The organism is Streptomyces sp. NPDC008150 (assembly GCF_042956945.1).
Classification (GTDB): Bacteria; Actinomycetota; Actinomycetes; order Streptomycetales; family Streptomycetaceae; genus Streptomyces.
Genome location: NZ_JBIBHJ010000003.1, coordinates 189,304 through 213,780 on the forward strand (window position 1 = coordinate 189,304; position 24,477 = coordinate 213,780).

24 protein-coding genes are annotated in these 24,477 nt (G+C 72.2%); 11 read left to right on the forward strand and 13 right to left on the reverse strand.

The genetic code is table 11. The features are described from left to right. The first annotated feature begins 2 nt into the window (after positions 1-2). From ACFZA0_RS10140 to ACFZA0_RS10150, 3 genes are all read left to right on the forward strand, one after another. Positions 3-773, forward strand: a complete 771-nt coding sequence (locus ACFZA0_RS10140) for a hypothetical protein (RefSeq protein ID WP_391013877.1) — start codon at positions 3-5, stop codon at positions 771-773. 70 nt (positions 774-843) lie between these two features. Then, positions 844-1,335, forward strand: coding sequence for an LURP-one-related family protein (locus ACFZA0_RS10145; RefSeq protein ID WP_391013879.1), 492 nt, complete (start codon positions 844-846; stop codon positions 1,333-1,335). Positions 1,336-1,739: 404 nt separating this feature from the next. Next, positions 1,740-2,564, forward strand: a complete 825-nt coding sequence (locus ACFZA0_RS10150) for a maleylpyruvate isomerase family mycothiol-dependent enzyme (protein ID WP_391013881.1) — start codon at positions 1,740-1,742, stop codon at positions 2,562-2,564. Between the two features lie 128 nt (positions 2,565-2,692). Here ACFZA0_RS10150 and ACFZA0_RS10155 read toward each other — a convergent pair whose 3' ends face one another. Both ACFZA0_RS10155 and ACFZA0_RS10160 read right to left on the reverse strand, forming a co-directional pair. Further along, positions 2,693-4,069 carry an MFS transporter gene (locus ACFZA0_RS10155; protein WP_391013883.1) on the reverse strand — a complete coding sequence of 459 codons (1,377 nt, stop codon included), beginning with the start codon at positions 4,067-4,069 and terminating at the stop codon, positions 2,693-2,695. Further along, positions 4,066-4,716, reverse strand: coding sequence for an FCD domain-containing protein (locus tag ACFZA0_RS10160; RefSeq protein ID WP_391013884.1), 651 nt, complete (start codon positions 4,714-4,716; stop codon positions 4,066-4,068). The genes ACFZA0_RS10155 and ACFZA0_RS10160 overlap by 4 nt, the downstream gene beginning before the upstream one ends. Before the next feature lie 233 nt (positions 4,717-4,949). Between ACFZA0_RS10160 and ACFZA0_RS10165 the strand changes: the two genes are divergently transcribed. Then, positions 4,950-5,843, forward strand: coding sequence for a serine hydrolase (locus tag ACFZA0_RS10165; RefSeq protein WP_391013886.1), 894 nt, complete (start codon positions 4,950-4,952; stop codon positions 5,841-5,843). 120 nt (positions 5,844-5,963) lie between these two features. Here the strand turns inward: ACFZA0_RS10165 and ACFZA0_RS10170 are convergent, their stop codons facing one another. From ACFZA0_RS10170 to ACFZA0_RS10180, 3 genes are all read right to left on the reverse strand, one after another. Further along, entirely contained in the window at positions 5,964-6,581 is a 618-nt protein-coding gene (locus ACFZA0_RS10170) for a GNAT family N-acetyltransferase (RefSeq protein WP_391013888.1), read from the reverse strand. Then, on the reverse strand, positions 6,578-7,768 hold the full coding sequence (locus ACFZA0_RS10175; RefSeq protein WP_391013890.1) for a ThiF family adenylyltransferase: 1,191 nt from the start codon (positions 7,766-7,768) through the stop codon (positions 6,578-6,580). The genes ACFZA0_RS10170 and ACFZA0_RS10175 overlap by 4 nt, the downstream gene beginning before the upstream one ends. A gap of 237 nt (positions 7,769-8,005) precedes the next feature. Beyond that, the gene (locus tag ACFZA0_RS10180; protein ID WP_391013892.1) at positions 8,006-8,365 is read right to left on the reverse strand and encodes a winged helix-turn-helix transcriptional regulator; all 360 of its coding nucleotides are present in this window, start codon (positions 8,363-8,365) and stop codon (positions 8,006-8,008) included. A gap of 155 nt (positions 8,366-8,520) precedes the next feature. On the opposite strand from ACFZA0_RS10180, the gene ACFZA0_RS10185 reads away from it, so the two are divergent. Then, on the forward strand, positions 8,521-9,189 hold the full coding sequence (locus tag ACFZA0_RS10185) for an NAD(P)H-dependent oxidoreductase (protein WP_391013893.1): 669 nt from the start codon (positions 8,521-8,523) through the stop codon (positions 9,187-9,189). Positions 9,190-9,237: 48 nt separating this feature from the next. Here the strand turns inward: ACFZA0_RS10185 and ACFZA0_RS10190 are convergent, their stop codons facing one another. Together ACFZA0_RS10190 and ACFZA0_RS10195 are read right to left on the reverse strand one after the other, a co-directional pair. Beyond that, positions 9,238-9,420, reverse strand: a complete 183-nt coding sequence (locus ACFZA0_RS10190) for a DUF397 domain-containing protein (protein ID WP_391013895.1) — start codon at positions 9,418-9,420, stop codon at positions 9,238-9,240. A 5-nt stretch (positions 9,421-9,425) separates the two neighbouring features. Then, a complete protein-coding gene (locus ACFZA0_RS10195; protein WP_391013897.1) occupies positions 9,426-10,307 on the reverse strand; it encodes a Scr1 family TA system antitoxin-like transcriptional regulator in 882 nt (293 codons plus the stop codon). Positions 10,308-10,545: 238 nt separating this feature from the next. On the opposite strand from ACFZA0_RS10195, the gene ACFZA0_RS10200 reads away from it, so the two are divergent. Continuing rightward, on the forward strand, positions 10,546-10,989 hold the full coding sequence (locus ACFZA0_RS10200; protein ID WP_391013899.1) for an ATP-binding protein: 444 nt from the start codon (positions 10,546-10,548) through the stop codon (positions 10,987-10,989). A 37-nt stretch (positions 10,990-11,026) separates the two neighbouring features. Here the strand turns inward: ACFZA0_RS10200 and ACFZA0_RS10205 are convergent, their stop codons facing one another. The 3 genes from ACFZA0_RS10205 to pdhA are packed head-to-tail and all read right to left on the reverse strand — an operon-like array spanning position 11,027 to position 14,746. Then, a complete protein-coding gene (locus ACFZA0_RS10205; RefSeq protein WP_391013900.1) occupies positions 11,027-12,508 on the reverse strand; it encodes a 2-oxo acid dehydrogenase subunit E2 in 1,482 nt (493 codons plus the stop codon). A gap of 10 nt (positions 12,509-12,518) precedes the next feature. After that, a complete protein-coding gene (locus tag ACFZA0_RS10210; RefSeq protein WP_391013902.1) occupies positions 12,519-13,499 on the reverse strand; it encodes a transketolase C-terminal domain-containing protein in 981 nt (326 codons plus the stop codon). A gap of 2 nt (positions 13,500-13,501) precedes the next feature. Next, a complete protein-coding gene (gene pdhA, locus ACFZA0_RS10215) occupies positions 13,502-14,746 on the reverse strand; it encodes a pyruvate dehydrogenase (acetyl-transferring) E1 component subunit alpha (protein WP_391013904.1) in 1,245 nt (414 codons plus the stop codon). A 420-nt stretch (positions 14,747-15,166) separates the two neighbouring features. Here pdhA and ACFZA0_RS10220 point away from each other — a divergent pair, with 420 nt between their 5' ends. The 3 genes from ACFZA0_RS10220 to ACFZA0_RS10230 all read left to right on the forward strand — a co-directional run bounded on the left by ACFZA0_RS10220 (position 15,167) and on the right by ACFZA0_RS10230 (position 17,635). After that, complete coding sequence (locus ACFZA0_RS10220; RefSeq protein ID WP_391013906.1) at positions 15,167-15,826, forward strand: response regulator; 660 nt, start codon at positions 15,167-15,169, stop codon at positions 15,824-15,826. Positions 15,827-15,944: 118 nt separating this feature from the next. Further along, positions 15,945-16,415, forward strand: coding sequence for a pyridoxamine 5'-phosphate oxidase family protein (locus ACFZA0_RS10225; RefSeq protein ID WP_391013908.1), 471 nt, complete (start codon positions 15,945-15,947; stop codon positions 16,413-16,415). Positions 16,416-16,630: 215 nt separating this feature from the next. Further along, positions 16,631-17,635: a phosphotransferase gene (locus ACFZA0_RS10230; RefSeq protein WP_391013910.1), complete on the forward strand. Its 1,005-nt coding sequence runs from the start codon at positions 16,631-16,633 to the stop codon at positions 17,633-17,635. 85 nt (positions 17,636-17,720) lie between these two features. Here ACFZA0_RS10230 and ACFZA0_RS10235 read toward each other — a convergent pair whose 3' ends face one another. Then, the gene (locus ACFZA0_RS10235; protein ID WP_391013912.1) at positions 17,721-19,322 is read right to left on the reverse strand and encodes a protein kinase; all 1,602 of its coding nucleotides are present in this window, start codon (positions 19,320-19,322) and stop codon (positions 17,721-17,723) included. A gap of 410 nt (positions 19,323-19,732) precedes the next feature. Between ACFZA0_RS10235 and ACFZA0_RS10240 the strand changes: the two genes are divergently transcribed. Beyond that, positions 19,733-21,442 carry a protein kinase gene (locus ACFZA0_RS10240; protein WP_391013914.1) on the forward strand — a complete coding sequence of 570 codons (1,710 nt, stop codon included), beginning with the start codon at positions 19,733-19,735 and terminating at the stop codon, positions 21,440-21,442. Between the two features lie 190 nt (positions 21,443-21,632). On the opposite strand, the gene ACFZA0_RS10245 is transcribed toward ACFZA0_RS10240, so the two are convergent. Continuing rightward, complete coding sequence (locus ACFZA0_RS10245) at positions 21,633-22,175, reverse strand: proteasome activator (protein ID WP_391013916.1); 543 nt, start codon at positions 22,173-22,175, stop codon at positions 21,633-21,635. A gap of 660 nt (positions 22,176-22,835) precedes the next feature. Between ACFZA0_RS10245 and ACFZA0_RS10250 the strand changes: the two genes are divergently transcribed. Next, positions 22,836-23,399 carry a hypothetical protein gene (locus ACFZA0_RS10250; protein WP_391013918.1) on the forward strand — a complete coding sequence of 188 codons (564 nt, stop codon included), beginning with the start codon at positions 22,836-22,838 and terminating at the stop codon, positions 23,397-23,399. Between the two features lie 39 nt (positions 23,400-23,438). On the opposite strand, the gene ACFZA0_RS10255 is transcribed toward ACFZA0_RS10250, so the two are convergent. Then, on the reverse strand, positions 23,439-24,419 hold the full coding sequence (locus ACFZA0_RS10255; protein WP_391013920.1) for a zinc-binding dehydrogenase: 981 nt from the start codon (positions 24,417-24,419) through the stop codon (positions 23,439-23,441). Positions 24,420-24,477: the final 58 nt, after the last annotated feature.

Below are 24,477 nucleotides of genomic sequence, written 5' to 3' on the forward strand. Positions count from 1 at the left end.
GGATGGCAACCGTCGTCGAGCTGGCCGCGCGCTACGCCAACTTCCTCGTTCATCCGCTGCTGCCGGGCCCCGGTGTCTGCCAAGTCTGCCGCGGCACAGCGAGAACGGGTTTCCCCACCTGTCTGCAGTGCAAGCAGACCCGCGACGTCCTCAACGAGGGTGTCGCCGACGTCGTCGTCCCCCTGAGCCTGGCGCTGAAGGGCGAGCAGTACGCCAACGAACTGTGGCGCTACAAGAATGTCGTCGGCCCCCAGCGACAGTACTTCCGCACGGGTCTGGCAGCCGTCCTGTGGCGCTTCCTCGCCCTGCACGAGGCCTGTGTCGCGCAGCACTGCGCGGTGCCCGGCTTCGACACCGTCACCACTGTGCCCAGCACCGGCGGCCGGGGCGACCACCCGCTCCGCGACATGGTCGCCGGCCTGGTCGACGTCACGCGCGACCGCCATCGCGACCTACTCACGCCGACACCAGGTGCGCGGAATCTCGGCCGCACGGCCTCGTCGGAGCGCTACACGTCGTCCGCGCTCTGGGGCGAGAACGTGCTGCTCGTCGACGACACGTGGACCACCGGGAACCACGCGCAGTCCGCGTCCGCCGCGCTGAAGGCCGCCGGGGCGCACAGCGTGGCCACGGTCGTGCTGGGACGCCACCTCAACATCAACTACGGCGACACGGCTGCGTACGTGGAACAGGCGCGATTACGGCGCTTCTCCTGGGAGATCTGTGCGATCCGCCCGTGGGGTCACGCGGAGGGCCGGTGGCGGTCCGGGTGAGGTGTTCGGGCGGTGGCGTACCGGCGTTGCCGCGTCGTCTGGGCGGGCGGTCCGGGGGAACCTGTCCGGTATGAGATTTCTCGTGCGCGACCGGCTTCTCGGGTTCGGTGACGACTACTGGATCGAGGACAGCGACGGCAACAAGGTGTTCCTCGTGGACGGCAAGGCCATGCGGCTGCGGGACACCTTCGAGTTGAAGGACACGCGGGGGCGCGTCCTCATCGACATCCACAAGAAGATGTTCGCCCTGCGGGACACCATGGTCATCCAGCGGGACGGCGAGACGCTGGCGACCATCAGGCACAAGCGGCTGTCCCTGCTGCGCAACCACTACCGGGTGTCCCTGGTGGACGGTACGGAGCTGGACGTCAGCGGCAAGATCCTCGACCGCGAGTTCGGCATCGACTACGACGGCGAGCTGCTCGCGCAGATCTCGCGCCGCTGGCTGCACGTCCGCGAGACGTACGGCGTGGACGTCGTCCGTGACGACGCGGACCCCGCGCTGCTCATCGCCGTCGCCGTGTGTGTGATCCACCTGGCGGAGAAGGAGCGCGAGGACTGAGCCACGGGCGGGAACCCGGGGGGCGCCCCAACCGGTCGGCGGTGGCGCCCCGTTGGCGTGCCGTGGCGTGAAGTCGCCCGGCCGGCCGGGGTGGTGGCGTTCTCGTCACGCTGCGTCGCGGGCGGCGGCGCGGGAGCCGCGTACCGGTGAAGACGTCCGGCGACGACAGGTTCCGACCGTTTCGCCCCCGTCTACTGCGGTCTGGCGGAGCGGGGCGCGAACACTACCACCGCCCTGGCATTCGAGTCGGCCACACGGGCCTACGATCGTCACACGAAAGCACTGCCGGGGTGCCTCGCGGCAGCGTAACTTAGCGTCCAAGACACCCGCCGTGAGCCACCTCCCGCTGGCAATCCCGCCACTGCCCGACCGACCGAGTACCGACCGCCGAGGGGTCCCGTTCCGTGAGTCTGCATTCCACTCTCCAGCCCTACGCCGACGCCTGGACCCACTCCATCGAAGCGATATCCGAGTTGGTCCAGCCGCTCGCGGAGGCCGACTGGAACCGGCGGACGCCGTGCCCGGGATGGTCCGTGCGGGACATCGTGTCCCATGTCATCGGCATGGACTGCGAGATGCTCGGCGACCCCCGCCCGATCCACACGCTCCCGCGCGACCTCTACCACGTCACCAACGAGCACCAGCGGTACATGGAGATGCAGGTCGACGTCCGCCGGCACCACACGGCGCCGGAGATGACGTCGGAGCTGGAGTACACGATCATCCGCCGCAACCGACAGCTCCGGAACGAGAACCGGCAGCCGGACGCGAAGATGCGCGGCACGCTCGGTGCGGAGGTCACGCTGGAGGACGCGATGCGCCGGCACGCGTTCAACGTGTGGGTGCACGAGCAGGACCTGCGGGCCGCTCTCGGGCGGCCCGGCGACCTCGACTCGCCCGGCGCGCACGTCGCCCGTGACGTCCTCCTGGAGGCGATGCCCGCCATCGTCGCCGACAAGGCGCAGGCGCCGCGCAGTTCGGCCGTGGTGCTGGACGTGCACGGGCCCCTGGAGTTCCTGCGCACGATCCGCGTGGACATCCAGGGCCGCGGCACGCTGGAGACCGCCCCCGCGCTCGGCCCGGCCGCGACGCTCTCGCTCGACTGGGAGACGTACGTGCGGCTGTCCTGCGGCCGCGTCGCCCTCGACTCGGTGTCGGACCGCATCAAGGCGGAGGGCGACCCGGAGTTGACCGCGGCGATCCTGCGCAACTTCACGGTGACCACCTGAGCCCACGGCGGGTCCGGTGACCCGGTGAGGTGCCGAACGGCCCGGCGGGGGGCGCCTGTTCGGCCGTAGCCGGACAAGTCCGGCCACCGCGCGCCGTGTTGGCCGACTCCCCTCGTTCCGAGCCGGGTTCAGACCGGTACGTGCACCGTCTCCACGCGGCTGGCCACCAGCCGTTCGCGTTCGCGCCGGGCCACCCGGCCGCGCAGCCGGAGGATCTGGCTGACGCCCAGCGCCTGGAGGACGAACACCGCGCAGAACGCGATCCGGTAGTTGTCGCCGGTGGCGTCGAGGAGGACGCCGATCGCGAACAGCGTGGTCATGGAGGCGATGAAGCCGCCCATGTTGGTGATGCCGGACCCGGTGCCCTGGCGCTCGGGCGGGTTGGCGGGCCGGGAGAAGTCGAAGCCGATCATCGAGGCGGGCCCGCACGCGCCGAGCACCACGCAGAGCGTGATCAGCAGCCACATCGGGGCGCGGTCGCCGGGCCAGGCGAGTGTCACCGCCCACATCACGGCCACGGCCGTCACCGTGCCGAGGGCGAGGGGCAGCCGCGCGGTGTGGTGGCGGGCGACGACCTGTCCGTAGACGAGGCCGACGGCCATGTTGGACAGCACGATGAGGGTGAGCAGGTCGCCCGCGGTACCGCGGCTGAGCCCCTGCGACTCGACGAGGAACGGCAGCCCCCACAGCAGCAGGAACACCATCGCCGGGAACTGCGTCGTGAAGTGCACCCACATGCCGAGCCGGGTGCCGGGCTCGCGCCAGGACGCGGCGATCTGGCGGCGGACGAACGCGGCCCCCCGGTGCGGCAGCGGTTCCGGCGCGAAGCCCTCGGGGTGGTCCTTGAGGAACAGGGTCATCAGGACGAGGACGACGACACCGGCGAGCGAGCTGCCCGCGAACGCGGCGGTCCAGCCCAGGCCGTGCAGCAGGCGGGCGATGACGAGCGTGGAGACGAGGTTGCCCGCCATGCCGACGAGGCCGGCGAGCTGGGCGACCAGCGGCCCGCGCCGTGCGGGGAACCAGCGGGTGCCCAGGCGCAGCACGCTGATGAAGGTGAGCGCGTCGCCGCAGCCGAGCAGCGCGCGCGAGGCGAGGGCGGCGCCGTACGAGGAGGAGAACGCGAAGCCGAGCTGGCCTGCGGTGAACAGCAGGACGCCCATGGTCAGCACCTTCTTGGTGCCGAGCCGGTCGACCATGAGGCCGACGGGTATCTGCATGCCCGCGTAGACCAAGAGCTGGAGGATCGAGAAGGTCGACAGCGCGGAGGCGTTGACGTGGAAGCGGTCGACGGCGTCCAGGCCGGCGACGCCGAGCGAGGTGCGGAAGATGACGGCCACGAAGTAGACGGCGACGCCCACGCTCCACACGACGACGGCGCGCGGTCCGCCGGGCGGATCCTTCAGCAGGGCCGCGACGCCTCCCGTGCCGCCCGCCGTGCCGTTCGCGGGGCCCTTGCCCGGGCTCCCCGCGGAGCCTCCCGCCGGAGTGCTCGCGGAACTCATCGGACCTCCCCCCGGGCCACGTGCGCGACCCACTCGACGTGACGGTGGACGGCCTCGACGGCCGCCGCGGCGTCCCCGGAGCGCAGTGCGTCGAGGATCTGCCGGTGTTCGGTGAGCGTCTTCGCGACGCGTTCCGGGTGCGAGTGCATGACGGCGACGCCCATGCGCAACTGCCGGTCGCGGAGCAGGTCGTAGAGGCGGGAGAGGATGTCGTTCCCGCCCACGCGGACGATCTCGGCGTGGAAGGTGCGGTCGGTGACGGCGGCGGTGGCGAGGTCCCCGGCGGCGACCTGTTCCGTCTGGAGCGCGAGCAGTTCCTCCAGCCGGGCCAGCAGCGCGGGCGGTGCGGGTACCGCCTTGCGGGCGGCGTGCTCCTCGACCAGCAGCCGGGTCTCGACGACGTCGGCGATCTCCTGGGAGGAGACGGGCAGCACGAGGGCGCCCTTCTTCGGGTACAGCCGGAGCAGCCCCTCGGCCTCCAGGCGCAGCAGGGCCTCCCGCACGGGGGTGCGGGAGACGCCGACGGCCTCGGCGAGTTCGCCCTCGGTCAGCAGGGTGCCGCCCTCGTAGCGGCGGTCGAGCACACCCTGCTTGACGTGCGCGTAGACACGCTCGGCGGCGGGTGGTTGTTTCACGGCCACGGTCATGTCCACAGCATAGATACAACACGTACGCATGCCGGTGGCCGTCCAGGATGCGGACCGCACCGCCGGGGCGGGCGCGCGAAAAAGGTCACCCGTCCGTGAGAACCACGGGTCTCTCCTGGCAGCACCACAACCCGGTGTGCTAGTTACAAGTCACGTATGTGCGGCACTTGAGGTGGATGGACTCTCAACGGCGCCGCACACCAGGGGAATTCACATCAATCGGGGAATCTCACTTGATAACTCCTATTCGGGGCACCCGCGTCCGCAGAGCCGCCGCAGTCGTCGTGACCGCGGGCGCGGTGCTCGCCACGGGTGCGCTCGCCGCGGCTCCCGCACAGGCCATCGCGACGCCCACGATCGTCGCCAAGGGCGGCTTCGTGATGAACAACGCGAACGCCAAGACGCTCTACTCGAAGGCCGCGGACACCCGCCGCCCGACCGGCTCCACCACGAAGATCATGACCGCGAAGGTCGTGCTCGCCCAGAAGAATCTGAACCTGAACTCCAAGGTGACGATCCAGAAGGCGTACAGCGACTACATCGTCTCCAAGGGCGCGTCCTCGGCCCACCTGATCGTCGGTGACAAGGTCACCGTCAAGCAGCTCCTGTACGGGCTGATGCTGCCGTCGGGCTGCGACGCCGCGTACGCGCTCGCCGACAAGTTCGGCACGGGCACCACCCGGGCCGCGCGGGTCAAGTCGTTCATCGGCAAGATGAACAGCACGGCGAAGACGCTGGGTCTGAAGAACACCCACTTCGACTCCTTCGACGGGATAAGCAATGGCGGCAACTACTCGTCGCCCAGGGACCTGACGAAGATCGCCAGCAGCGCCATGAAGAGCAGCACCTTCCGCGCGGTCGTCAAGACCAAGTCGACCAAGCAGAAGGTCACCACCAAGTCCGGTGGCTACCGCTACATGAGCTGGACCAACACGAACACCCTGCTCGGCTGGAAGGGCACGCTGGGCGTCAAGACCGGCTCCGGCTCGAACGCCAAGTACTGCCTCGTCTTCGCGGCGACGCGCAACGGCAAGACCGTCATCGGTACGGTCCTGACGTCGTCGTCGGTCGCGAACCGCACGGCGGACGCCAAGAAGCTGATGGACTACGGCTTCGGCAAGCTCTGACCGTCGGCACGGCCCGACGAGGCCCGCGGGACGGGCAGTTGGGCGTGACCGTGGTGGCGGGGCGGTACGGGACTCCCGTACCGCCCCGCTTCCGTCTCCCTGGGCCCGCCGACGGGGCGCTCACGTCGCCAGCGTCAGTCCCCCGGGGCCGGGGCCGGCCGCCACCGCCCGTTCCGCCCCGGTGGCCTGGCCGAGCCACTCCGGGGCGAGCGCGCTGTAGGTCGTCACGTCGTGCCAGGTGTCCCGGGTGCGGAACAACTGCCGGACGGTCGCCTCCCGCCGCAGGCCCGCCGCCTCCATGACGGCGCCCATCCGGGTGTGGTCCGCGCGGTGTCCCGCCCACACCCGGTGCAGGCCCAGCCGCCCGAAGGCGTACGCCATCAGCAGCCGTCCCGCCTCGTGGCCGTGCCCGGTCACGGGGGCGCCGGGCAGCAGCACCAGGCCGGTGATCATCGCGTTGCTGCCGTACCCCTCCACCAGCAGGCCGACCGTGCCGACCATCGCGTCGTCGTCCGGCGCGGTGACGGCGAGGGAGTACCGGGTGCGGGGGAGGTCGTGCGGCTGCCCGAGCGCGCGGGCGAAGGCGTCCTGCGCCGCCTTGCGGGACATCCGGTCCACGCCCAGGTACCGGGTGAGGAGCGGGTGGGTGAAGATCCGCTCGTAGACCTCGTGGTCCGTGGGGCGCAGCTCCCGGAGGTTCAGGTGGTGGCCGCGCAGGTCGGGCATGCGGGCGGTCATCGGCGCGCGCCTCCTTCCGCGAACGCGGGCGTCACGGGGGCGGGGGTCACGGGGGTGGGCTCACCGGGGGCGGACGGCGCGGGCGTTGGCGCCTCGGCCTTGGGCGCCGCGCCCGGCCCCGCGCAGGGCAGCCCCTGGGCGCCGCCGCCCACGATCTCGGACAGGTCCGCGTAGTAGCGGCCCGACGGCACCGGGTGGCCCAGCAGCACCCGGCGCGCGGTGTCCGCGACGAGGGCGCTGCCGAGCGCCACCCCGCTCGCCAACTGCGGCCAGCTGGACAGGGTCCGGCCGATCTCGGGCAGGGCGGCCGTCATCTCCGGGCTCAGCGCCTGCTCGTCCACCACCCGCAGCAGGCAGGCCAGGAGCCCGGCCCGGTCCAGGTCCCGCAGGTCGTCGGCGGTGGTCGCGCCCGCCCGGCCGTGGAACACCGGCCGGGCGGGCTCCAGGTCGAAGCGCTCGACGTCGAGCATGCCGCGGTCGTTCATCTCCATCAGCACGGGCACCCCCAGCCGCCGCGCGTGCTCGCGGACCGCGAACTTCACCCACGGGGTGTCGCACTCCTCGACCAGCAGATCGAGGCCGCCGGCACCGGCGGGAGCGTCCGGGCCGGCACCGCCGAACAGCGCGTCCACACTGTCCTCGGTCACCCCGCCGCGCAGCAGCTCGACGTCGAGGTAGGGGTCGGTCTCGTACATCTGCCGGGCGCACAACACCGTCTTCTCGACGCCGAGTTCGTGCACACCGGCCCGCAGACGGTTCAGGTTGGACAGGCCCACCCGGTCGAAGTCCGCGAGTCGAAACGATCCTGCGAGTCCCTCCATGGCGCAGGCGAGCGCGGTGCCGTTGCCCACGGAGAGCCCGACCACCCCGATCCGGCAGCCGCGCAGCCGCTCCTGCTCCGCGCGCGAGATCCGGCCGCGGTTGCGGTCGGTGCGGACCAGGCGGAACGGTTCCTCGGGCAGGACGCGCACGAGCCGGCCCGACCACGGGTACCAGGCCCACGTCCCGTACCGCTCGACGGGCACGTCGCCGAGGGCGTCGCGCCGCGCGGCGGCCAGTGCCGCGGGGTCGCCCGACGGTACGAGGCAGGAGGCCAGCTCGTCGAGCTGCTCGTCGAGGCGGTCGTGCACGAAACGGACGCAGCCGGAGGCCAACAGGGCGTCCAGACCGGCTCGTTCGGCCGGCACGGCGGGTCGGAACAGGGAGGGGCGGAAGGTTTCGGCAGACGGGCCGTCCGCCGGGTCGCCGGTCTGCCCGTGCGGCACGAAAGCCGGTGCGGAAAGAGAAGAAAGTACTGAGGTCACGACACCGGAGCCAACCACGCCAAGATCACCGGAACGGGTCCGTCACCGTTCCGCGTGACCCTCGAATTGATCTTCTATTGGCCCCGCGGAACCGCGCCCGGACAGCGCCACGGCCGCCCGTCAGCCGCAGTCGCCCGAGCCGTCGCGCAGGTGCTGCTGGGCCCACGAACGGAGTTCGCCGAGGGCGGGCCCGAGGGCCGCGCCCTGCTCGGTGAGGCGGTAGGAGACGCGCAGCGGCGGCCCCTCGTCCACCTCGCGCACCAGCAGACCCGCCGCGCCCAGCTCGGCCAGCCGGTCGGAGAGCATCCGCTCGCTGATGCCCGGGATCGCGCGGCGGAGGTCGGCGAAGTGGGCGGGGCTGTCGATCAGGACGGCGACGATCGGGCCCGTCCAGCGCTTCCCGAGCAGCTGGAAGACCCGGGTGATGCCGTCGTCGACCCTTCGGCACGCGCCCGCGTCATGGCTTTCCTCGACCGTCATGACTTCAGGGTACCGTCGGCACCGTAGGCTACTGAGAAAAAGTAAGCCCCTATGTTATAAGTAGTAAGGTACTAATCATTAGCCCACGGCTCCGGTGTGCGAACCCGGTGCCCGTCGGGGCACCTCCCCGTGCCCCCTCTGTCTACGGAGTCCCCATGGCCACCCTTCTGCACATCGACTCGTCCGTGTTCCCGCAGGGCGCCTCCTCCTCGCGCGCCGTCACGGAGGCCTTCCGCGCCGCCTGGCAGCAGGAGCACCCCGAGGGCACGATCGTCTACCGCGACCTGAACAGCGAGCCGGTCCCGCACCTCACCACCGAGTCCGCCACCGCCGGCTTCGCGGCCCCCGACACGCACACGCCGGAGCAGGCCGCGGCGTTCGCCGGGCGGCTGCGGCTCATCGAGGAACTGGAGCAGGCGGACGCGGTGCTGATCGGCGCCCCGATGTACAACTTCGCGATCCCGTCGACCCTCAAGGCGTGGCTCGACAACGTGATCCTCATGGGCCGCACCGCCGGCGCCGAGGACACCTCGATCAAGGGCAAGCCGGTCACCGTCGTCGCCAGCCGCGGCGGCGCCTACGGTCCGGGCACCCCGCGCGAGGGCTTCGAGTACGTGCAGAACTACCTGCGGGCGGTCCTCGTGGACGCCCTCGGTCTGGACGCGGAGTTCATCGTCCCCGAGCTGACCATGGCACCGCAGAACCCCGCGATGGCCGACCTGGTCCCGCTCTACGAGGCGTCGCGCGCGAGCGCGCTGGAGGACGCGGCGACCCTGGGCCGCCGCACGGCGGAGCGCACGGCGACGGCGGCGTCGGCGGCCTGACCGCCCGGGGCCCGGCCGTCCCGCCCGGACGGCCGGCCCCGTCCGGGCTCAGCGCCCGGCCCCCTCCACGAACCGCGCCCAGACCCCGGGGTCGACCCGCACCACGGGTCCTTCCACCACCTTGGAGTCCCGCACGGCGACAACACCCGGGACATTGCGCGCCACTTCGACGCACTCCTGGTCGGCATTGCCGCCACTGTGACTGGACTTGACGAACTCGAACGCAAACACGTCGGCTACATCCCCTTCCGGACCGCCTCGATCAGTCTGACCGAGTTCCGCTCCGCGAGACTCAGCCGGCTGATCCGGTCGAAGAGCCGGCCGTGGTAATCCGCGTCAGTATCGCTCTCCAACCACAGCGAGGACGAACTGGTGTCCACGTGCACGACGTCCAAAGCACCGGGTTCGGCGAACGACACGACGGTGAACGCGCTGGTCATTCCCGGATGGGCTCCCGCGATGAGCGGCAGCACCTGCACGTGGACGTTCGGTCTGTCGGCCATGGCGAGTACATGCGTCAACTGGTCCCGCATGACGTCGGGTCCGCCCACGAGTTGTCGCAACGCGGACTCGTGAAGCACCGCCCACAGGTGCAGCGGCGCCGCACCTGCCAGCCTTGACTGGCGCGCCATACGGAACTCGACGAAGGGTTCGATCTCGTGCGGTTCGGTCCAGTTGCCGTTGCCCACCGCGAGAGCCCGCGCGTAGTCCGGTGTCTGCAACAGGCCCGGGATCATAGACAGTTGCCAGGTCCGGATGCCGGTCGCGATGTCTTCAAGCGCTACGTACTCCGACATGGCGCGCAGCTGTGGGTACTGATTCCACCAACCACGGGCCTTTCGACGCTCCCGATCGGCCTTGGCGAGGGACAGAAGCCTCGCGAGCACAGCATCGTCGGTCACGTTGTAGAGGTGGCACAGGGCCCGGACATCCGGGTCACGCAGGGGCACCTGGCCACGCTCGATCTTCGCGACCTTGGTCACGGAGGCGGTCAGAGCCTCTGCCGCATGGGGCTGCCTCAGCCCGCAGCCTTCTCGCAGCCGCAGCAACTCACCCCCGAGCCGACGCCCGAGGACGGTGGTGACCGTCTTCCCGCGCTCGGGATTGTTTCCTGTCATCGCCCAGCCTCCGCCTCAGTCGCCCAAGTCTGAGGGTTCGAACGCGAACAGCACAAACAGGAGGCAGCAATATTTCTGCCCGTATCGATTGCTGCAAGCCGCACCACACCGCTACCGTCAGTGCACACGCCTAAACGCAGAGGTATCAGGATGCGGAAGTGCACCGTCTGCCCGTTCCGGGTGGCGCGGCAGAGCCACCACGTCCGGTCCTCGCCCGCACATGGAGGTGCGCGTACCGGTGAACGACTGCCCGCTTCCCCGCTCCGGCAAGGCCAACGGCCTTTTCGACAGCGTCAGTTACGCCCCGTATCCCCACAGCGTGCCCCGTGCCCGCAGACGCGTCGCCGCGCTGGCACTCGCCTGGGGCTGCCCCGGCCTCGCCGGGAACGCCGGACTCGTGGCGAGCGAGTTGTGCACCAACGCCGTGCTCCACGGCTGCCTGCGCGGCCGGTTGTTCAGGGTGGAGACGTCCCTGCGGGGCGGCGTGCTGCGGGTTGCCGTGACCGATCCGCGGGGGGAACGTCTGCCGCAGGTGCGGGACGCCGGTCGCGAGGACGCCTTCGGGCGGGGGCTGTTCCTCGTCGCCGCGCTCGCCGACCGCTGGTCGGCCGAGCCGCTCGCCGTCGGGAAGACCGTGTGGGCCGAGTTCCGCGCCACCGACGAGGCCGGCCCCCGTTACTGAAACGGGGGCCGGCCTGTGTCGCGTCACGTCGGGGACGTCACGTCCAGGTCATCAGCCGCTTCGGCTGCTCCAGGATCGCGGCCACGTCCGCCAGGAACTTCGAGCCCAGCTCGCCGTCGACCAGGCGGTGGTCGAAGCTCAGAGCCAGGGTGGTGACCTGGCGCGGCTTGACCTTGCCCTTGTGGACCCACGGCTGGAGCTTGATCGCGCCGATGGCGAGGATCGCCGACTCGCCGGGGTTCAGGATCGGCGTGCCGGTGTCGATGCCGAAGACGCCGACGTTCGTGATGGTGATCGTGCCGCCCTGCATCGCCGCCGGCGACGTCTTGCCCTCCCGGGCCGTCGTGACCAACTCGCCCAGTGAGGCGGAGAGTTGGGGCAGGGCCTGGGTGTGCGCGTCCTTGATGTTCGGGACGAGCAGGCCGCGCGGGGTGGCCGCGGCGATGCCCAGGTTGACGTAGTGCTTGAGCACGATCTCCTGGTTCGCCTCGTCCCAGGACGCGTTGATGTCCGGGTTGCGGCGGATCGCGACCAGGAGGGCCTTCGCGATGATCAGCAGCGGGTTCACCCGCAGCCCGGCGAAGTCCTTGTCCTGCTTCAGCTCCTCGACCAGACGCATCGTGCGCGTCACGTCGACCGTGACGAACTCAGTGACGTGCGGCGCGGTGAAGGCCGAGCCGACCATCGCCGCCGCCGTGGCCTTGCGGACGCCCTTGACCGGGATCCGGGTCTCGCGCGCACCGTCGTAGGAGGGCGCGGGCGAGGAGACCGCCGCGGGCGCCGCCGCCGGTGCCGGCACGGCGGCCGGGACCTGGGCGGGTGCCTGCGCCGGGGCCGCCGCCGCGTGCACGTCCTCGCGCGTGACGATGCCGTCCGGGCCGGACGGGACGACCGTCGTCAGGTCGACACCGAGGTCCTTCGCCAGCTTGCGCACGGGCGGCTTGGCCAGCGGGCGGGCCGGGGCCTGCGCGGCGGCGGGCGCCGCGGGTGCGGCCGGGGCCGGGGGCTCCGGCGCGGGGGCGGGGGCGGGGGCGGGGGCGGGGGCGGCCGGGGCGTGCCCGTTCAGTTCGCCCTGGATCGCCTGGGCCGCGGGCGACGCGGGGGCCGGGACCTCCGCGCCCTTGCGGGGGCGCCGCTTCGTCGAGGACGCCGCGACGCCGTAGCCGACGAGGACCGGCTGACGGCCCTCCGGCTTCGGCTCCTCGTCGGCGGCCGGTCCGGACGCGGTGTCCGCCGCGGGGGCCGCGCCGCCCGCCACCTCGACCGCGATGATGACCGTGCCCACGTCGACCGTGGTGCCCTCCGGGACGTGCAGCGCGCGCACCACACCGTCGAAGGGGATCGGCAGCTCGACGGCGGCCTTGGCCGTCTCGACCTCGCACACCACCTGGCCGTCGGTGACCGTGTCACCGGCCTGGACGTACCACTTGAGGATCTCGGCCTCGGTCAGACCCTCGCCCACGTCGGGCATCTTGAACTCGCGTACAGAACCCACGGAGGCTTCCGTCATCGTCGTCACGCCCCTCTCCTCAGTACGCCAGGGCGCGGTCGACGGCGTCGAGCACCCGGTCCAGGTCCGGAAGGTAGGACTCCTCCAGGCGGGCCGGCGGGTACGGGGCGTGGTAGCCGCCGACCCGGAGCACGGGCGCCTCCAGGTGGTAGAAGCAGCGCTCCGTGATGCGGGCGGCGATCTCCGCGCCCGAGCCGAGGAACACCGGCGCCTCGTGCACCACGACCAGCCGGCGGGTCTTCTCCACCGACGCCTGGATGGTGTCGAAGTCGAGCGGGGAGACCGAGCGCAGGTCGACGACCTCCAGCGAGCGGCCCTCCTCGGCGGCGGCGTCGGCCGCCTCCAGGCAGAGCTTCACCATCGGCCCGTACGCGGCGACCGTCAGGTCCGTGCCCTCGCGGGCGACGCGCGCGCGGTGCAGCGGGTCGGGGATCGCCTCGGTGTTGACCTCGCCCTTGTCCCAGTAGCGGCGCTTCGGCTCGAAGAAGATCACCGGGTCGTCGCTCTGGATGGCCTGCTGCATCATCCAGTACGCGTCGGACGGGTTGGAGGGGGTGACCACCTTGAGGCCCGAGATGTGCGCGAACAGCACCTCGGGGGACTCCGAGTGGTGCTCCACCGCGCCGATGCCGCCGCCGTAGGGGATGCGGACGACGACGGGGAGCTTGACCGTGCCCAGCGAGCGCGCGTGCATCTTCGCGAGCTGCGTGACGATCTGGTCGTACGCGGGGAACACGAAGCCGTCGAACTGGATCTCCACCACGGGCCGGTAGCCGCGCAGCGCGAGACCGATCGCGGTGCCGACGATGCCCGACTCCGCGAGCGGGGTGTCGATGACGCGGTTCTCGCCGAAGTCCTTGTGCAGACCGTCCGTCACCCGGAAGACGCCGCCGAGCTTGCCGACGTCCTCGCCCATGACGAGGACCTTCGGGTCCGTCTCCAGCGCGTGGCGCAGCGATTCGTTGATCGCCTTGGCCAGGGCCATCTTTTCCGCTGCCATGGTCAGACCCCCTCTGCGTCTGCGTCCGCGAACGACGCCTGGTAGGCGGCGAACTGGGCCCGCTCCTCGTCGACGAGCGCGTGCCCGTCCGCGTAGACGTGCTCGAAGATGGCGAACAGGTCCGGGTCGGGCATGGCCCGGACCGCTTCGCGTACTCGTTTGCCCAACGCCTCGCTCTCGGCGTCGAGTTCCGCGAAGAATCCCTCGTCCGCGTGGTTTGCCGCTTCGAGGTGCCGCCGCAGGCGCAGGATCGGGTCCTTCGCCTCCCAGGCGACGCGCTCGTCGTCGGCGCGGTAGCGGCTGGGGTCGTCGGACGTGGTGTGCGCGCCCATGCGGTACGTGTACGCCTCGACCAGCGTCGGGCCCTCGCCGCGTCGCGCGCGGTCCAGCGCCCAGCGGGTCACCGCGAGGCAGGCGACGACGTCGTTGCCGTCGACGCGGACGCCGGGGAAGCCGAAGCCCTGCGCGCGCTGGTACAGCGGCACCCGCATCTGCTTCTCGGTGGGCTCGCTGATCGCCCACTGGTTGTTCTGGCAGAAGAAGACCACGGGCGCGTTGTAGACCGCCCCGAAGTTGAACGCCTCCAGGACGTCGCCCTGGCTGGAGGCACCGTCGCCGAAGTAGGCGACCACCGCGCTGTCCGCGCCGTCGAGGGTCAGGCCCATCGCGTAGCCGGTGGCGTGCAGCGTCTGGGAGCCGATGACGATCGTGTACAGGTGGAAGTTGTTGCTGTTGGGGTCCCAGCCGCCGTGGTTCACGCCGCGGAACATCCCGAGCAGGTTGGTCGGGTCCACCCCGCGGCACCAGGCGACGCCGTGCTCGCGGTAGGTGGGGAAGACGTAGTCGTCCTCACGGGTGGCCCGGCCCGAGCCGATCTGCGCGGCCTCCTGGCCGAGCAGCGATGCCCACAGGCCCAGTTCGCCCTGCCGCTGCAGGGCGGTGGCCTCGGCGTCGAAGCGGCGGGTCAGCACCATGTCCCGGTACAGACCGCGCAGTTCCTCGGGGGTGATGGCCGCGACGTACTCGGCGTACTCCGCGTACTCGTCGCTCGCGACGAGCTCGCCCTCCGGGGTCATCAGCTGCACGAGTTCGGGCTCGGTGCCCGCGCCGGTGCTCTTCGTGCTCTTGGCCGCGCTCTTCTTCGCGCTCGCGCGGGCGGTGCCGCGCCCGGTGCCGGACGATGCGGCACCGGCCTTGCTTCCGGTGCTGCGTCGCGGTGTGCGCGCGGCAGTGCTCTCCACGGTCACGTGTGCTCCTCCGTCTGTCCGGCCCTCGGGGTTGCCGGTGGGCTGGGTATCCCTCTGCTCCTTTGGGAGCTCGGGGAGCGGCTCACCTGCTCCGGCACCCGTGCACGGGGTGGGTGCCAACTCGGCCGGGAACAGGCGTGACAGGTGCCCCGGCGAGCGCCCTGCAAGTTTTACGTTACCCAGTGCTCCACAATTCCGCGAAACCCTCCTGACCTGCAATTTTGCTCGGATTTCCAAGCATTTTCGCTAGGAGGTCCAAGCACTTTCGCCGGTATTCGGAGACATCTTCGCCAAGGGCGCTGGTCACAGCCTCGCAGGAGGCCGGAACACCGGCACGTTATCTCCCCGGGCCCGGTCCGGGGAAGATTGCGGAGCATTCCGCAAGGGGCACGGCCCCCGGTCCTGTGTGAGACTTGCCGCGTGCGCGAAGACGGAAAAATCACCGTATTCCTGCTGGACGACCACGAGGTGGTGCGCCGGGGCGTCTACGAGATGCTCTCCGCCGAGGACGACATCGAGGTGGTCGGCGAGGCCGGCACCGCCGCGGAGGCGCTGGTCAGGATTCCGGCCACCCGCCCCGACGTCGCCGTCCTCGACGTGCGGCTTCCCGACGGCAGCGGCGTCGAGGTGTGCCGCGAGGTCCGTTCCCACGACGACTCCGTGCGGTGCCTGATGCTGACGTCGTTCGCCGACGACGAGGCCCTCTTCGACGCCATCATGGCGGGCGCCTCCGGTTACGTCCTCAAGGCCATCCGGGGCGGTGAACTGCTGTCCGCCGTCCGCGACGTCGCCGCCGGCAGGTCGCTGCTCGACCCGGAGGCCACCGCGCGCGTGCTGGAGCGGCTGCGCGGCGGCGGCACCGGCAAGGACGACGACGCGCTGTCCCACCTCACCGACCAGGAGCGCCGGATCCTGGACCTGATCGGCGAGGGGCTCACCAACCGGGCGATCGGCGAACGGATGCACCTCGCCGAGAAGACCATCAAGAACTACGTCTCCGGCCTGCTGGCCAAGCTCGGCATGCAGCGCCGGTCGCAGGCCGCCGCGTACGTCGCGCGGATGCAGGCGGAGCGGCGCTGAGCGTCCCGCGCGGGCACCGGCGAGCGCGCGGGACGGGCGGACGGCGGGGACCTACGTCCCGGGTGCACGGGCCGGGCGCCCCTGCCGCGCGGGCGTGGGCGCGGGCCACCCTGGGGGCATGACGATCAGCGACCCGACACCGCCTCCGGCCGACGCCACGACCGACCGCACGGCCGACGCGCAGCTCGCCCTCCGCCTGCTCGGCCTGGTCGACCGCGGCCAGGTGGCGACCAGCCGGCGGGCGCTGCCGTACCTCGCGGCGGCGCGGCACGTCGTGGTGGACGGCCGCCTGGTGCTCCGCATGCACCGCGGCCACGACCACCACCGGTCCTGCGTCGGCAGCATCGTCGCGTACGGCGCGGACGAACCGGGCGGCGACGGGGAAGCGGCCGGCGCGCGGGGCGGGGGCGGGCGCGGTCCCGTGCGGTGGTCCGTGCAGGTGGTCGGGGAGTGCGCCGCCGTGGAGCCGACCGCGGCCGAACTGGAACGGTTCGGTCCGCCCCCGCCGCCGCTCGCCGACGACGAGCCCTTCGACCCGGTGTACGTGTGCGTGACGCCCGAGTTCGTGACCGTCCGCACCGCCGGCTGACACCCGGCCGAGGACGCCCCCGACCGAGCGCCCGCGACCGTCGGACGGGCCCGGAACGAGCCCGGAACGAGCCCCGGACGAGCCCGGGACGCCACTTCCGGAACCTCTAGTGACCGATTGCGACTGCTGGCGACTGTGTGCGACAAACCCCAGGTCAAGGCCGGGAATCGTGCCCTAGCATCGGCCGCGTGCCGCGAACGTCCGTACCACCCTTAATGCATCACGCGCCCCCTCTGGGCGCCCTCCTCCACCAGTACGCCGCCGGTGCCGTGCTCACCTGCGATCCCGTGGAGCAGGGGTTGCTGAACCGCGGCTACCGGCTCCGCACGACCCACGGCCGCTACTTCCTCAAGCACCACTTCGACCCGGAGACCGCCGACCCCGTCGCCATCGCCCGCCAGCACCGCGCCACCAGCCGGCTCGCCGACCTCGGGGTCCCGGTCGCCCCGCCGCTCACCGGCCGCGACGGCCGCACGGTCGCCGTGGTCGGCGGCCACGCCTACGCCCTGCACCCGTGGGTCGAGGGGCGCCACCGGCACGGCGGTCAGCTCACCGAGGACCAGTGCGGGCGGCTGGGGGCGCTGCTCGGGATGGTGCACGCGGGCCTGGAGCGCGTGATGCCGCCGTGCCGGCGCGCGCGTGCCGTTCCCGCCGAGAGCGCCGACCCGGCGGCCACCTTCGCCGTCATCGAGGGACTGCTCGGCCGGGTCCACCGCCACCGCCCCCTCGACGCCTTCGACGAACTCGCCCGCCACCGGCTCCTGGAGCGCCGCTCGCTGCTGGAGCTGCACGCCGGACGCCGTCCCGCCCGCAGCGGCTCGGTGGGCTGGGTGCACGGCGACTTCCACCCCTTCAACCTTCTCTACCGCGACGGGGCGCCCGCGGCGATCGTCGACTGGGACCGGCTGGGCGTGCAGCCGCGCGCGGAGGAGGCGGTGCGGGCCGCCGCGATCTTCTTCGTCCGCCCCGTCGGCACCCTCGACCTGCCGAAGGTGCGGGCGTACGCGCGCGCGTACCGGCGCACGGCGGGTGCGGCGCCCTCCGAACTCGCGGCGGCGGCGCACCGGGTGTGGTGGGAGCGGCTCAACGACTTCTGGATGCTGCGCTGGCACTACGAGCGCGGCGACACCCGCGCGGACCCGCAGTTCCCCGCGGCCTCCGCGCTCGCGGTGTGGTGGACCCGCGAGTTCGACGCGGTGCGCGAGGCGTTCGCCGGCTGAGGCGGCCGGGGAGCGGGCCCGCGCGCCGGACGTGAACGAGGCGCGGACGGGAGTCCCGTCCGCGCCTCGTTCCGGGGTCCGGTGCTCAGGTACCGCTGCCGTCGCCGCCGGTCGTCCCGCTGCCGCCGTCGTCACCGCCGCCACCGCCGGTGGTCTCCTCCGCCGGGGGCGTGACGGGGGTGGACACGGTCGGGGTCGTCTCCGGCGTCGACTGCTCCTGCGTCGGCTCGTCCGTCGGATCGGGCGTCGGATCGCTCGACGCGGAATGCGACGGCGTGTAGGACGGGGTGTCCGACGGCGTGTAGTCCCAGTCGGAACCGCCGTTGGAGCTGTGCTTCGTGGAGTCGTCGGACGGCTGGTCCGTCGTGTCGTCGCTCGGCGTCTCGCTCGACCGGTCGTCGTCGCCCTTGGTCTGCGATGCGCTCGGCGTCCTGCTCGTGTCGGGGTTCGCGCCGCCGCCGTCGCCGGTGCCCTTCATCGCGAGCGCGACGCCGACCACGACCGCGATCACCGCGAGCACCGCGAGGATCCAGAGCTTGCCGCGCCCGCTGCCCCGGTTGCCGTTGCCCTCGAAGCCGCCGTCGTCGCCGCCCCCGTAGCCGACGGGCAGGATCTGCTGCGGGATCTGCGAGGTGCCGGCGCCCGTGCCGCCGGAGTGGGACATCGCGGTGGTGCCCGCGAAGCCCGCCGCCGGGGTGTTGCGGCCGTCGTGCCGGTCGACGGGGCCGGTGTTCCAGGTGCCGGTGTGCGCGCCCTGCTCGTACAGCATCTGGAGCCCGTACTGGACCAGCCCGCGCATCTCCTCCGCGGTCTGGAACCGGTCGTCGGGCTCCTTGGCGAGCGAACGCATGACGAGGCCGTCGAGCTCGGGCGGCGAACTGCCCGTGACGTCGGACGGCGGCACGGGGATGTCCTGCACGTGCTGGTAGACCACCGACAGCGGGGTCTCGCCGGTGAACGGCGGTCTCAGCGCCAGGAGTTCGTACAGCAGGCAGCCGGTCGCGTACAGGTCGGAGCGGTGGTCGACGGCCTTGCCGAGCGCCTGCTCCGGGGAGAGGTACTGCGGCGTGCCCATGACCATGCCGGTCTGCGTCATCGTCGTGGACGCCCCGTGCAGGGCGCGCGCGATGCCGAAGTCCATGACCTTGACCGCGCCGTTCTCCGTGATGATCACGTTGGCGGGCTTGATGTCGCGGTGCACGATGCCGTGCTGGTGCGAGTAGGCGAGCGCCTCCAGCACGCCGGACACGATGATCAGGGCCTGTTCGGGCCCCGGCGCGTCCGCATTGAGCAGGAGGTCGCGGATCGTGTGGCCCTCGACGATCTCCATGACGATGTAGGGGACGGACTGGCCGCCGACCATGTCCTCGCCCGAGTCGTACACGGCGACGATCGCGTGATGGTTGAGGCCGGCCACCGACTGGGCCTCGCGTGTGAAGCGGGCCTTCGAGACGGGGTCCTCGGCCAGGTCCGCGCGGAGCAGTTTGACCGCCACCGTGCGGCCGAGCCGGACGTCCTCCGCGGCGAACACCTCGGCCATGCCGCCCCGGCCGAGCCGGTGGGTCAGCCGGTACCGGCCGTCGCCGACCAGTCCGCCGTTGCCCCACAACTCCGGCGAGTCGGACGTGCCGCCGCCGCCGGACGCCTCGGGGTCGGACGGGCCCTGGGCGCGCTGCGTCTGTGCCATCGGTCCTCGCCGTCGTTTCTGCCCGCGGGTGCGCGCGGTGTTGTTACGGTCTCCGTCGGCCACGCTACAGCCTCTGGGTGGGCCGTCGGTCCGAGATGCGTGCGGGGAGGGGCCCCAGACGGACCGGCCATGAAACCCGCTGCGGGTACGGTCGTGCAAGTTCTGTGTGCCGGCCGTCCGGCCGCTGTAACAGCGGGGAGACGCTTCCTTCGCTTACGGTCACGGAACGGGCACCGAGCTTGACGTGTCCGTGCCCTGGGGCAGACTTGGCCGGTAATAACACAACGATCAGCGACATCGACCAGCGACACCGGTCACCGGGCGGACGATCACCGGACGAACCACCGGATCCGCGCGGTCGGTCGAGGCACCGAAGCCGCTGTCGGCGGCGCCTATGGGGGACGCGGAGAATGAGCCAGGACGGCGCGCAGGGGCGTTTCACGGGTCGGGCACTGGCCGGCGGCCGCTACCAGTTGCGCGACCTGCTCGGCGAGGGCGGCATGGCGTCCGTCCACCTCGCGTACGACTCCGTGCTCGACCGGCAGGTCGCCATCAAGACCCTGCACACCGAGCTGGGCCGCGAGCCCGCCTTCCGCGAGCGGTTCCGCCGCGAGGCGCAGGCCGTGGCCAAGCTCACCCACACCAACATCGTCTCGGTGTTCGACACGGGCGAGGACGACGTCGACGGCATGACGACGCCGTACATCGTCATGGAGTACGTCGAGGGCAGGCCGCTCGGCTCGGTGCTCGACGCCGACGTGCGGCAGTACGGCGCGATGCCCGCCGACGAGGCGCTCAAGGTCACCGCCGACGTGCTCGCCGCCCTGGAGATCAGCCACGAGATGGGCCTGGTCCACCGGGACATCAAGCCGGGCAACGTCATGGTCACCAAGCGCGGCGTCGTCAAGGTCATGGACTTCGGCATCGCGCGCGCCATGCAGTCCGGGGTCACGTCGATGACGCAGACCGGCATGGTCGTCGGCACCCCGCAGTACCTCTCCCCGGAGCAGGCCCTGGGCCGCGGCGTCGACGCCCGCAGCGACCTCTACTCCGTCGGCATCATGCTGTTCCAACTGGTCACCGGGCGGCTCCCGTTCGACGCGGACTCGCCGCTCGCCATCGCGTACGCGCACGTGCAGGAGGAGCCGGTCGCCCCGTCCTCCATCAACCGCGCGCTGCCGCCCGCCGTGGACGCCCTGGTCGCGCGGGCCCTGAAGAAGAACCCGAACGAGCGCTTCCCCAACGCCGAGTCCATGCGCGACGAGTGCCTGCGCGTGGCCGCCTCCTTCCAAGCCGCCGCCCCCAGCATCGTCCCGGGCGCCCCCACGGCCGCCGGTTCCGGCGTCGGCTCCGCCGTCTTCCCGCCGGTCGGCCAGGGCGCGCAGCCCCCGCAGGGCAACGTCCAGACCCCGTACCAGCCGGCCCCCGGCCCGTACGGCACGCCCGCCCCGCCCGCGCAGGGCCCGACGCCCGGCTACGGCTATCCGCAGCACGGCGGCTACCAGACGCCGGCCGCCGGGTACCAGAACGGGGCGCAGGGCGGGCATCAGGGCGGTTACGCGCCGCAGCACCAGGGCGGCCACCAGCACCAGGGGATGTCGACCCCGCCGCCGTACACGATCAGCCCCCAGCAGGGCGGCGCGAGCAAGGCGTCCGGCGGGCGCGGCAACCGCCGGGTGGTGATCGGCTCGATCGTGGTGGCGTTCGTCGCGGTCGCCGCCCTGATCACCGCCCTGGCGATGCAGGGGGGCGGCGACGACCAGAGCGGCGGAGGCGCCTCGTCGTCCGCCTCCGCCTCCTCCTCCGCGTCGTCGAAGGCGTCCGGCTACCGGGGCCCGGACACGTCGAAGACGATCGACTCCGACGAGTGCACCGAGCCCGAGGAGTCGTACAGCGACCCCGACAAGATCCAGGTGCCGAACTTCCAGTACAAGTACATCCAGTCGGTGAAGGAGTGCCTCCAGGCCGCCGGCTGGACCGTGAAGATCACGACCGTCGACGAGAACACGTGGGGCCAGGGCTCGGTGCTCAACCAGTTCCCCGCCGCCGGGACCGACGTGGACCCGAAGAACATGCCGCAGATCGAGCTGAGCGTGTCCACCGGAAACCCGGCGAACTGACCCGCTCCGTTCTCACACGGAAGAAGGGCCCGGCATCGGTTGCGATGCCGGGCCCTTTCGCGGTCGGGGTGCCGGTCGCGCCCGCGGTCGCCTCCCGGACGGACGGTCCGGGGCGGGCGGTCCGGGCGGGCGGTCCGCAGCGGGCGGTCCGCAGCACGGTCGGGTGCGCTCCGGTCCGGAGCGCGCGTCTCTAGAGGTACGGGCCGCCCGTGCGGGGGCCCGGCTGGCCCTCCTCGCCCTCGTGGCCGCCGACGCCCGGCGGCAGGGCCCGGCGCATCTGCTCCAGCTGCGCCCGCGCGGCCATCTGCTGGGCGAACAGCGTGGTCTGGATCCCGTGGAAGAGGCCCTCCAGCCAGCCCACCAACTGGGCCTGCGCGATGCGCAGTTCGGCGTCGGTCGGGGTCACGTCCTCGGTGAAGGGGAGGGAGAGCCGCTCCAGCTCACCGACGAGCTCCGGCGCCAGACCGTCCTCCAGCTCCTTCACGGAACTCGCGTGGATCTCCTTCAGCCGGGCACGGCTCGCCTCGTCCAGAGGAGCCGCGCGCACCTCCTCCAGCAGCTGCTTGATCATGCTGCCGATCCGCATGACCTTCGCGGGCTGCTCGACCTGCTCCGTCACCGGGGTCTCGCGGGAGTCCTGGTCCGCTCCACCGCCACCGAGCGCCATACCGTCCTGGCCCACGACCAGAATCTGGGGATTCTCCGGCGACCTGTCGTTCCTCGGCATCTCCATGCCTCCATTGTCCCCCACCCGCCTGTGCCGCCGTCGCGCTGCCCCCACCCGAGCGGAAGATCGGGTGCACGGGCGGCATCGACCCGACGGCGGCGCACGAAATGCCCCTGGGCGCGACTGATGTGAGGCTTGATCCGTCCATCGTGAGGACCGACCCGGCACCGGGAGGGGGTCACCGTCGTGACTCCGAGTCTCAGCACCGCCGCACCGCGCGACAGCCGCTCCGCACGGCGGCGCGACGCACCGGACGCGAGGGGTGCGCGCGCGTCCGGGCGGCACGTCCGGCGACCCGCCCTCCCGCGCGCCGGGGCGGTACGTGCTCTGGGCCTGCTACTCGTCCTGGCGGCCGGTCCGACGGTCGCGCCCTGGACGGCCGCGCCCGCACACGCGGCCGGAGCCGGGGTGACGCGGCACCTGGGGCGGGCGGAGGGCACCGGACCCGGTTCGGGGCGCGGGTCGGGCTCAGGGTCCGACAACGGGGCCTCCGGCGGCGACCGGGGCAGGGAGCACGGCGGCGCTACGGGGGGAGCCGGGAGTGCGGCGCCGCCGTCCGCGGGGGGCGGGAACGGGAACGGGAGCGGGGACGGCTCGGCGACCTCGGGTCCTGATGCGGGTGCGGGGTCCGGTGTCGGTGCGGGGTCCGGTGCCGGTGCGGGCGCGGTGGGTCCGGGCGGAGGTTCACGACCGGGCCGGGGCGCGGACGAGGCGGACGGTCACGCGGCGGGCGGCCCGGACGGGGCGGCGTCGCGGGGGCCCGGCCCCCAGGGCGCCGGTCCGAGCGCGTCCCGGCACGACGGACCGGGGGCCGGGGCGGGCACCGGCGCCGACACCCACGTCCGGGAGAACGCCGACGCCGGCCCGGGTGCCCTGTCGGAACGGGGACACGGGAGCCGGCCGGAGCTCTCCGACGACCCGTCCCGGGCAGGCAGTCTCGCCGGTGAGGGGCGCGAACGGCCGGGGCGCCCCGACGACTCCCCGGCACAGGACGAAGGCGACGACGGAGCGGCCGTACCGCCCGCCGTGCCGGTCGAGACTCCCCAGGACGCCGTTCCCGACCCCGTCGCGGTGTCGCCGCGGCCGGTCGGGCAGACCGCGGGGCAGGTCCGGCCGACCCCGCCGGTCCTGCGGATCCTGCCGCTCGGCAGCGGTCTCGTCCTGATCGGCCTCGGCCTCGCGCTCGCCTTCGTCGGCCTCCGGCTGCGCCAGGACCGCCGGCCGCTGTAGACCGGCCCGCGCGCCGCAGACCGGCCCGCGGTCCGCGGCCTACGGAGCGACCAGCAGGACCTTGCCGATGTGGCCGCTGTCCTCGACCAGTTGGTGGGCGGTCGCGGCCTCGTTCATGGGCAGTTCGCGGTCGACGATCGGCCGGACGTGGCCGTCGGCCACCAGCGGCCACACGTGCTCACGCACCGCCGCGACGATGGCAGCCTTCTCCGCGAGCGGACGCGCCCGCAGCGAGGTCGCGCTGACGGCACCGCGCTTGCCGAGCAGGGCGCCGATGTTCAGCTCGCCCTTGACGCCACCCTGCATGCCGATGATCGCCAGGCGGCCGTTGACGGCCAGCGTCTGGACGTTGCGGTCGAGGTACTTCGCACCCATGTTGTCGAGGATGACGTCGGCCCCCGCACCGCCGGTGGCCTCCTTCACCTCGGCGACGAAGTCCTGCTCGCGGTAGTTGATCAGGATGTCGGCGCCGAGCCCCGCGCAGTAGTCGAGCTTCTCCTTGGTCCCGGCGGTGACGGCGACGCGGGCGCCGAGTGCCTTCGCGAGCTGGATCGCCATGGTGCCGATGCCGCTGGAGCCGCCGTGCACGAGCAGCGTCTCCTCGGGGCGCAGATGGGCGACCATGAAGACGTTCGACCAGACCGTGCTGGTCACCTCGGGGAGCGCGGCCGCCTGGTGGAGGCCGACCCCCTGGGGCACCGGCAGCAGCTGCCCCGCGGGGACGGCCACCTTCTCGGCGTAGCCGCCGCCCGCCAGCAGCGCGCACACCTCGTCGCCCACGGACCAGCCCGAGACGCCGGTGCCGAGCGCGGCGATCCGGCCGGAGCACTCGAGACCCGGGTAGGCGGACGCGCCGGGCGGCGGGTCGTAGAAGCCCTGCCGCTGCATGATGTCGGCGCGGTTGACGGCGCTGGCCACCACCTCGACCAGCACCTCGCCCTCGCCGGGTACCGGATCCGGGACCTCGCCCCACACCAGCTTGTCGGGCCCACCAGGTTCGACGATCGTGATCGCATACATGCTTCCGACGCTACTCCCAGGGCCCGCCGGGACCTTGTACGGCATCACGGCGGGCGAG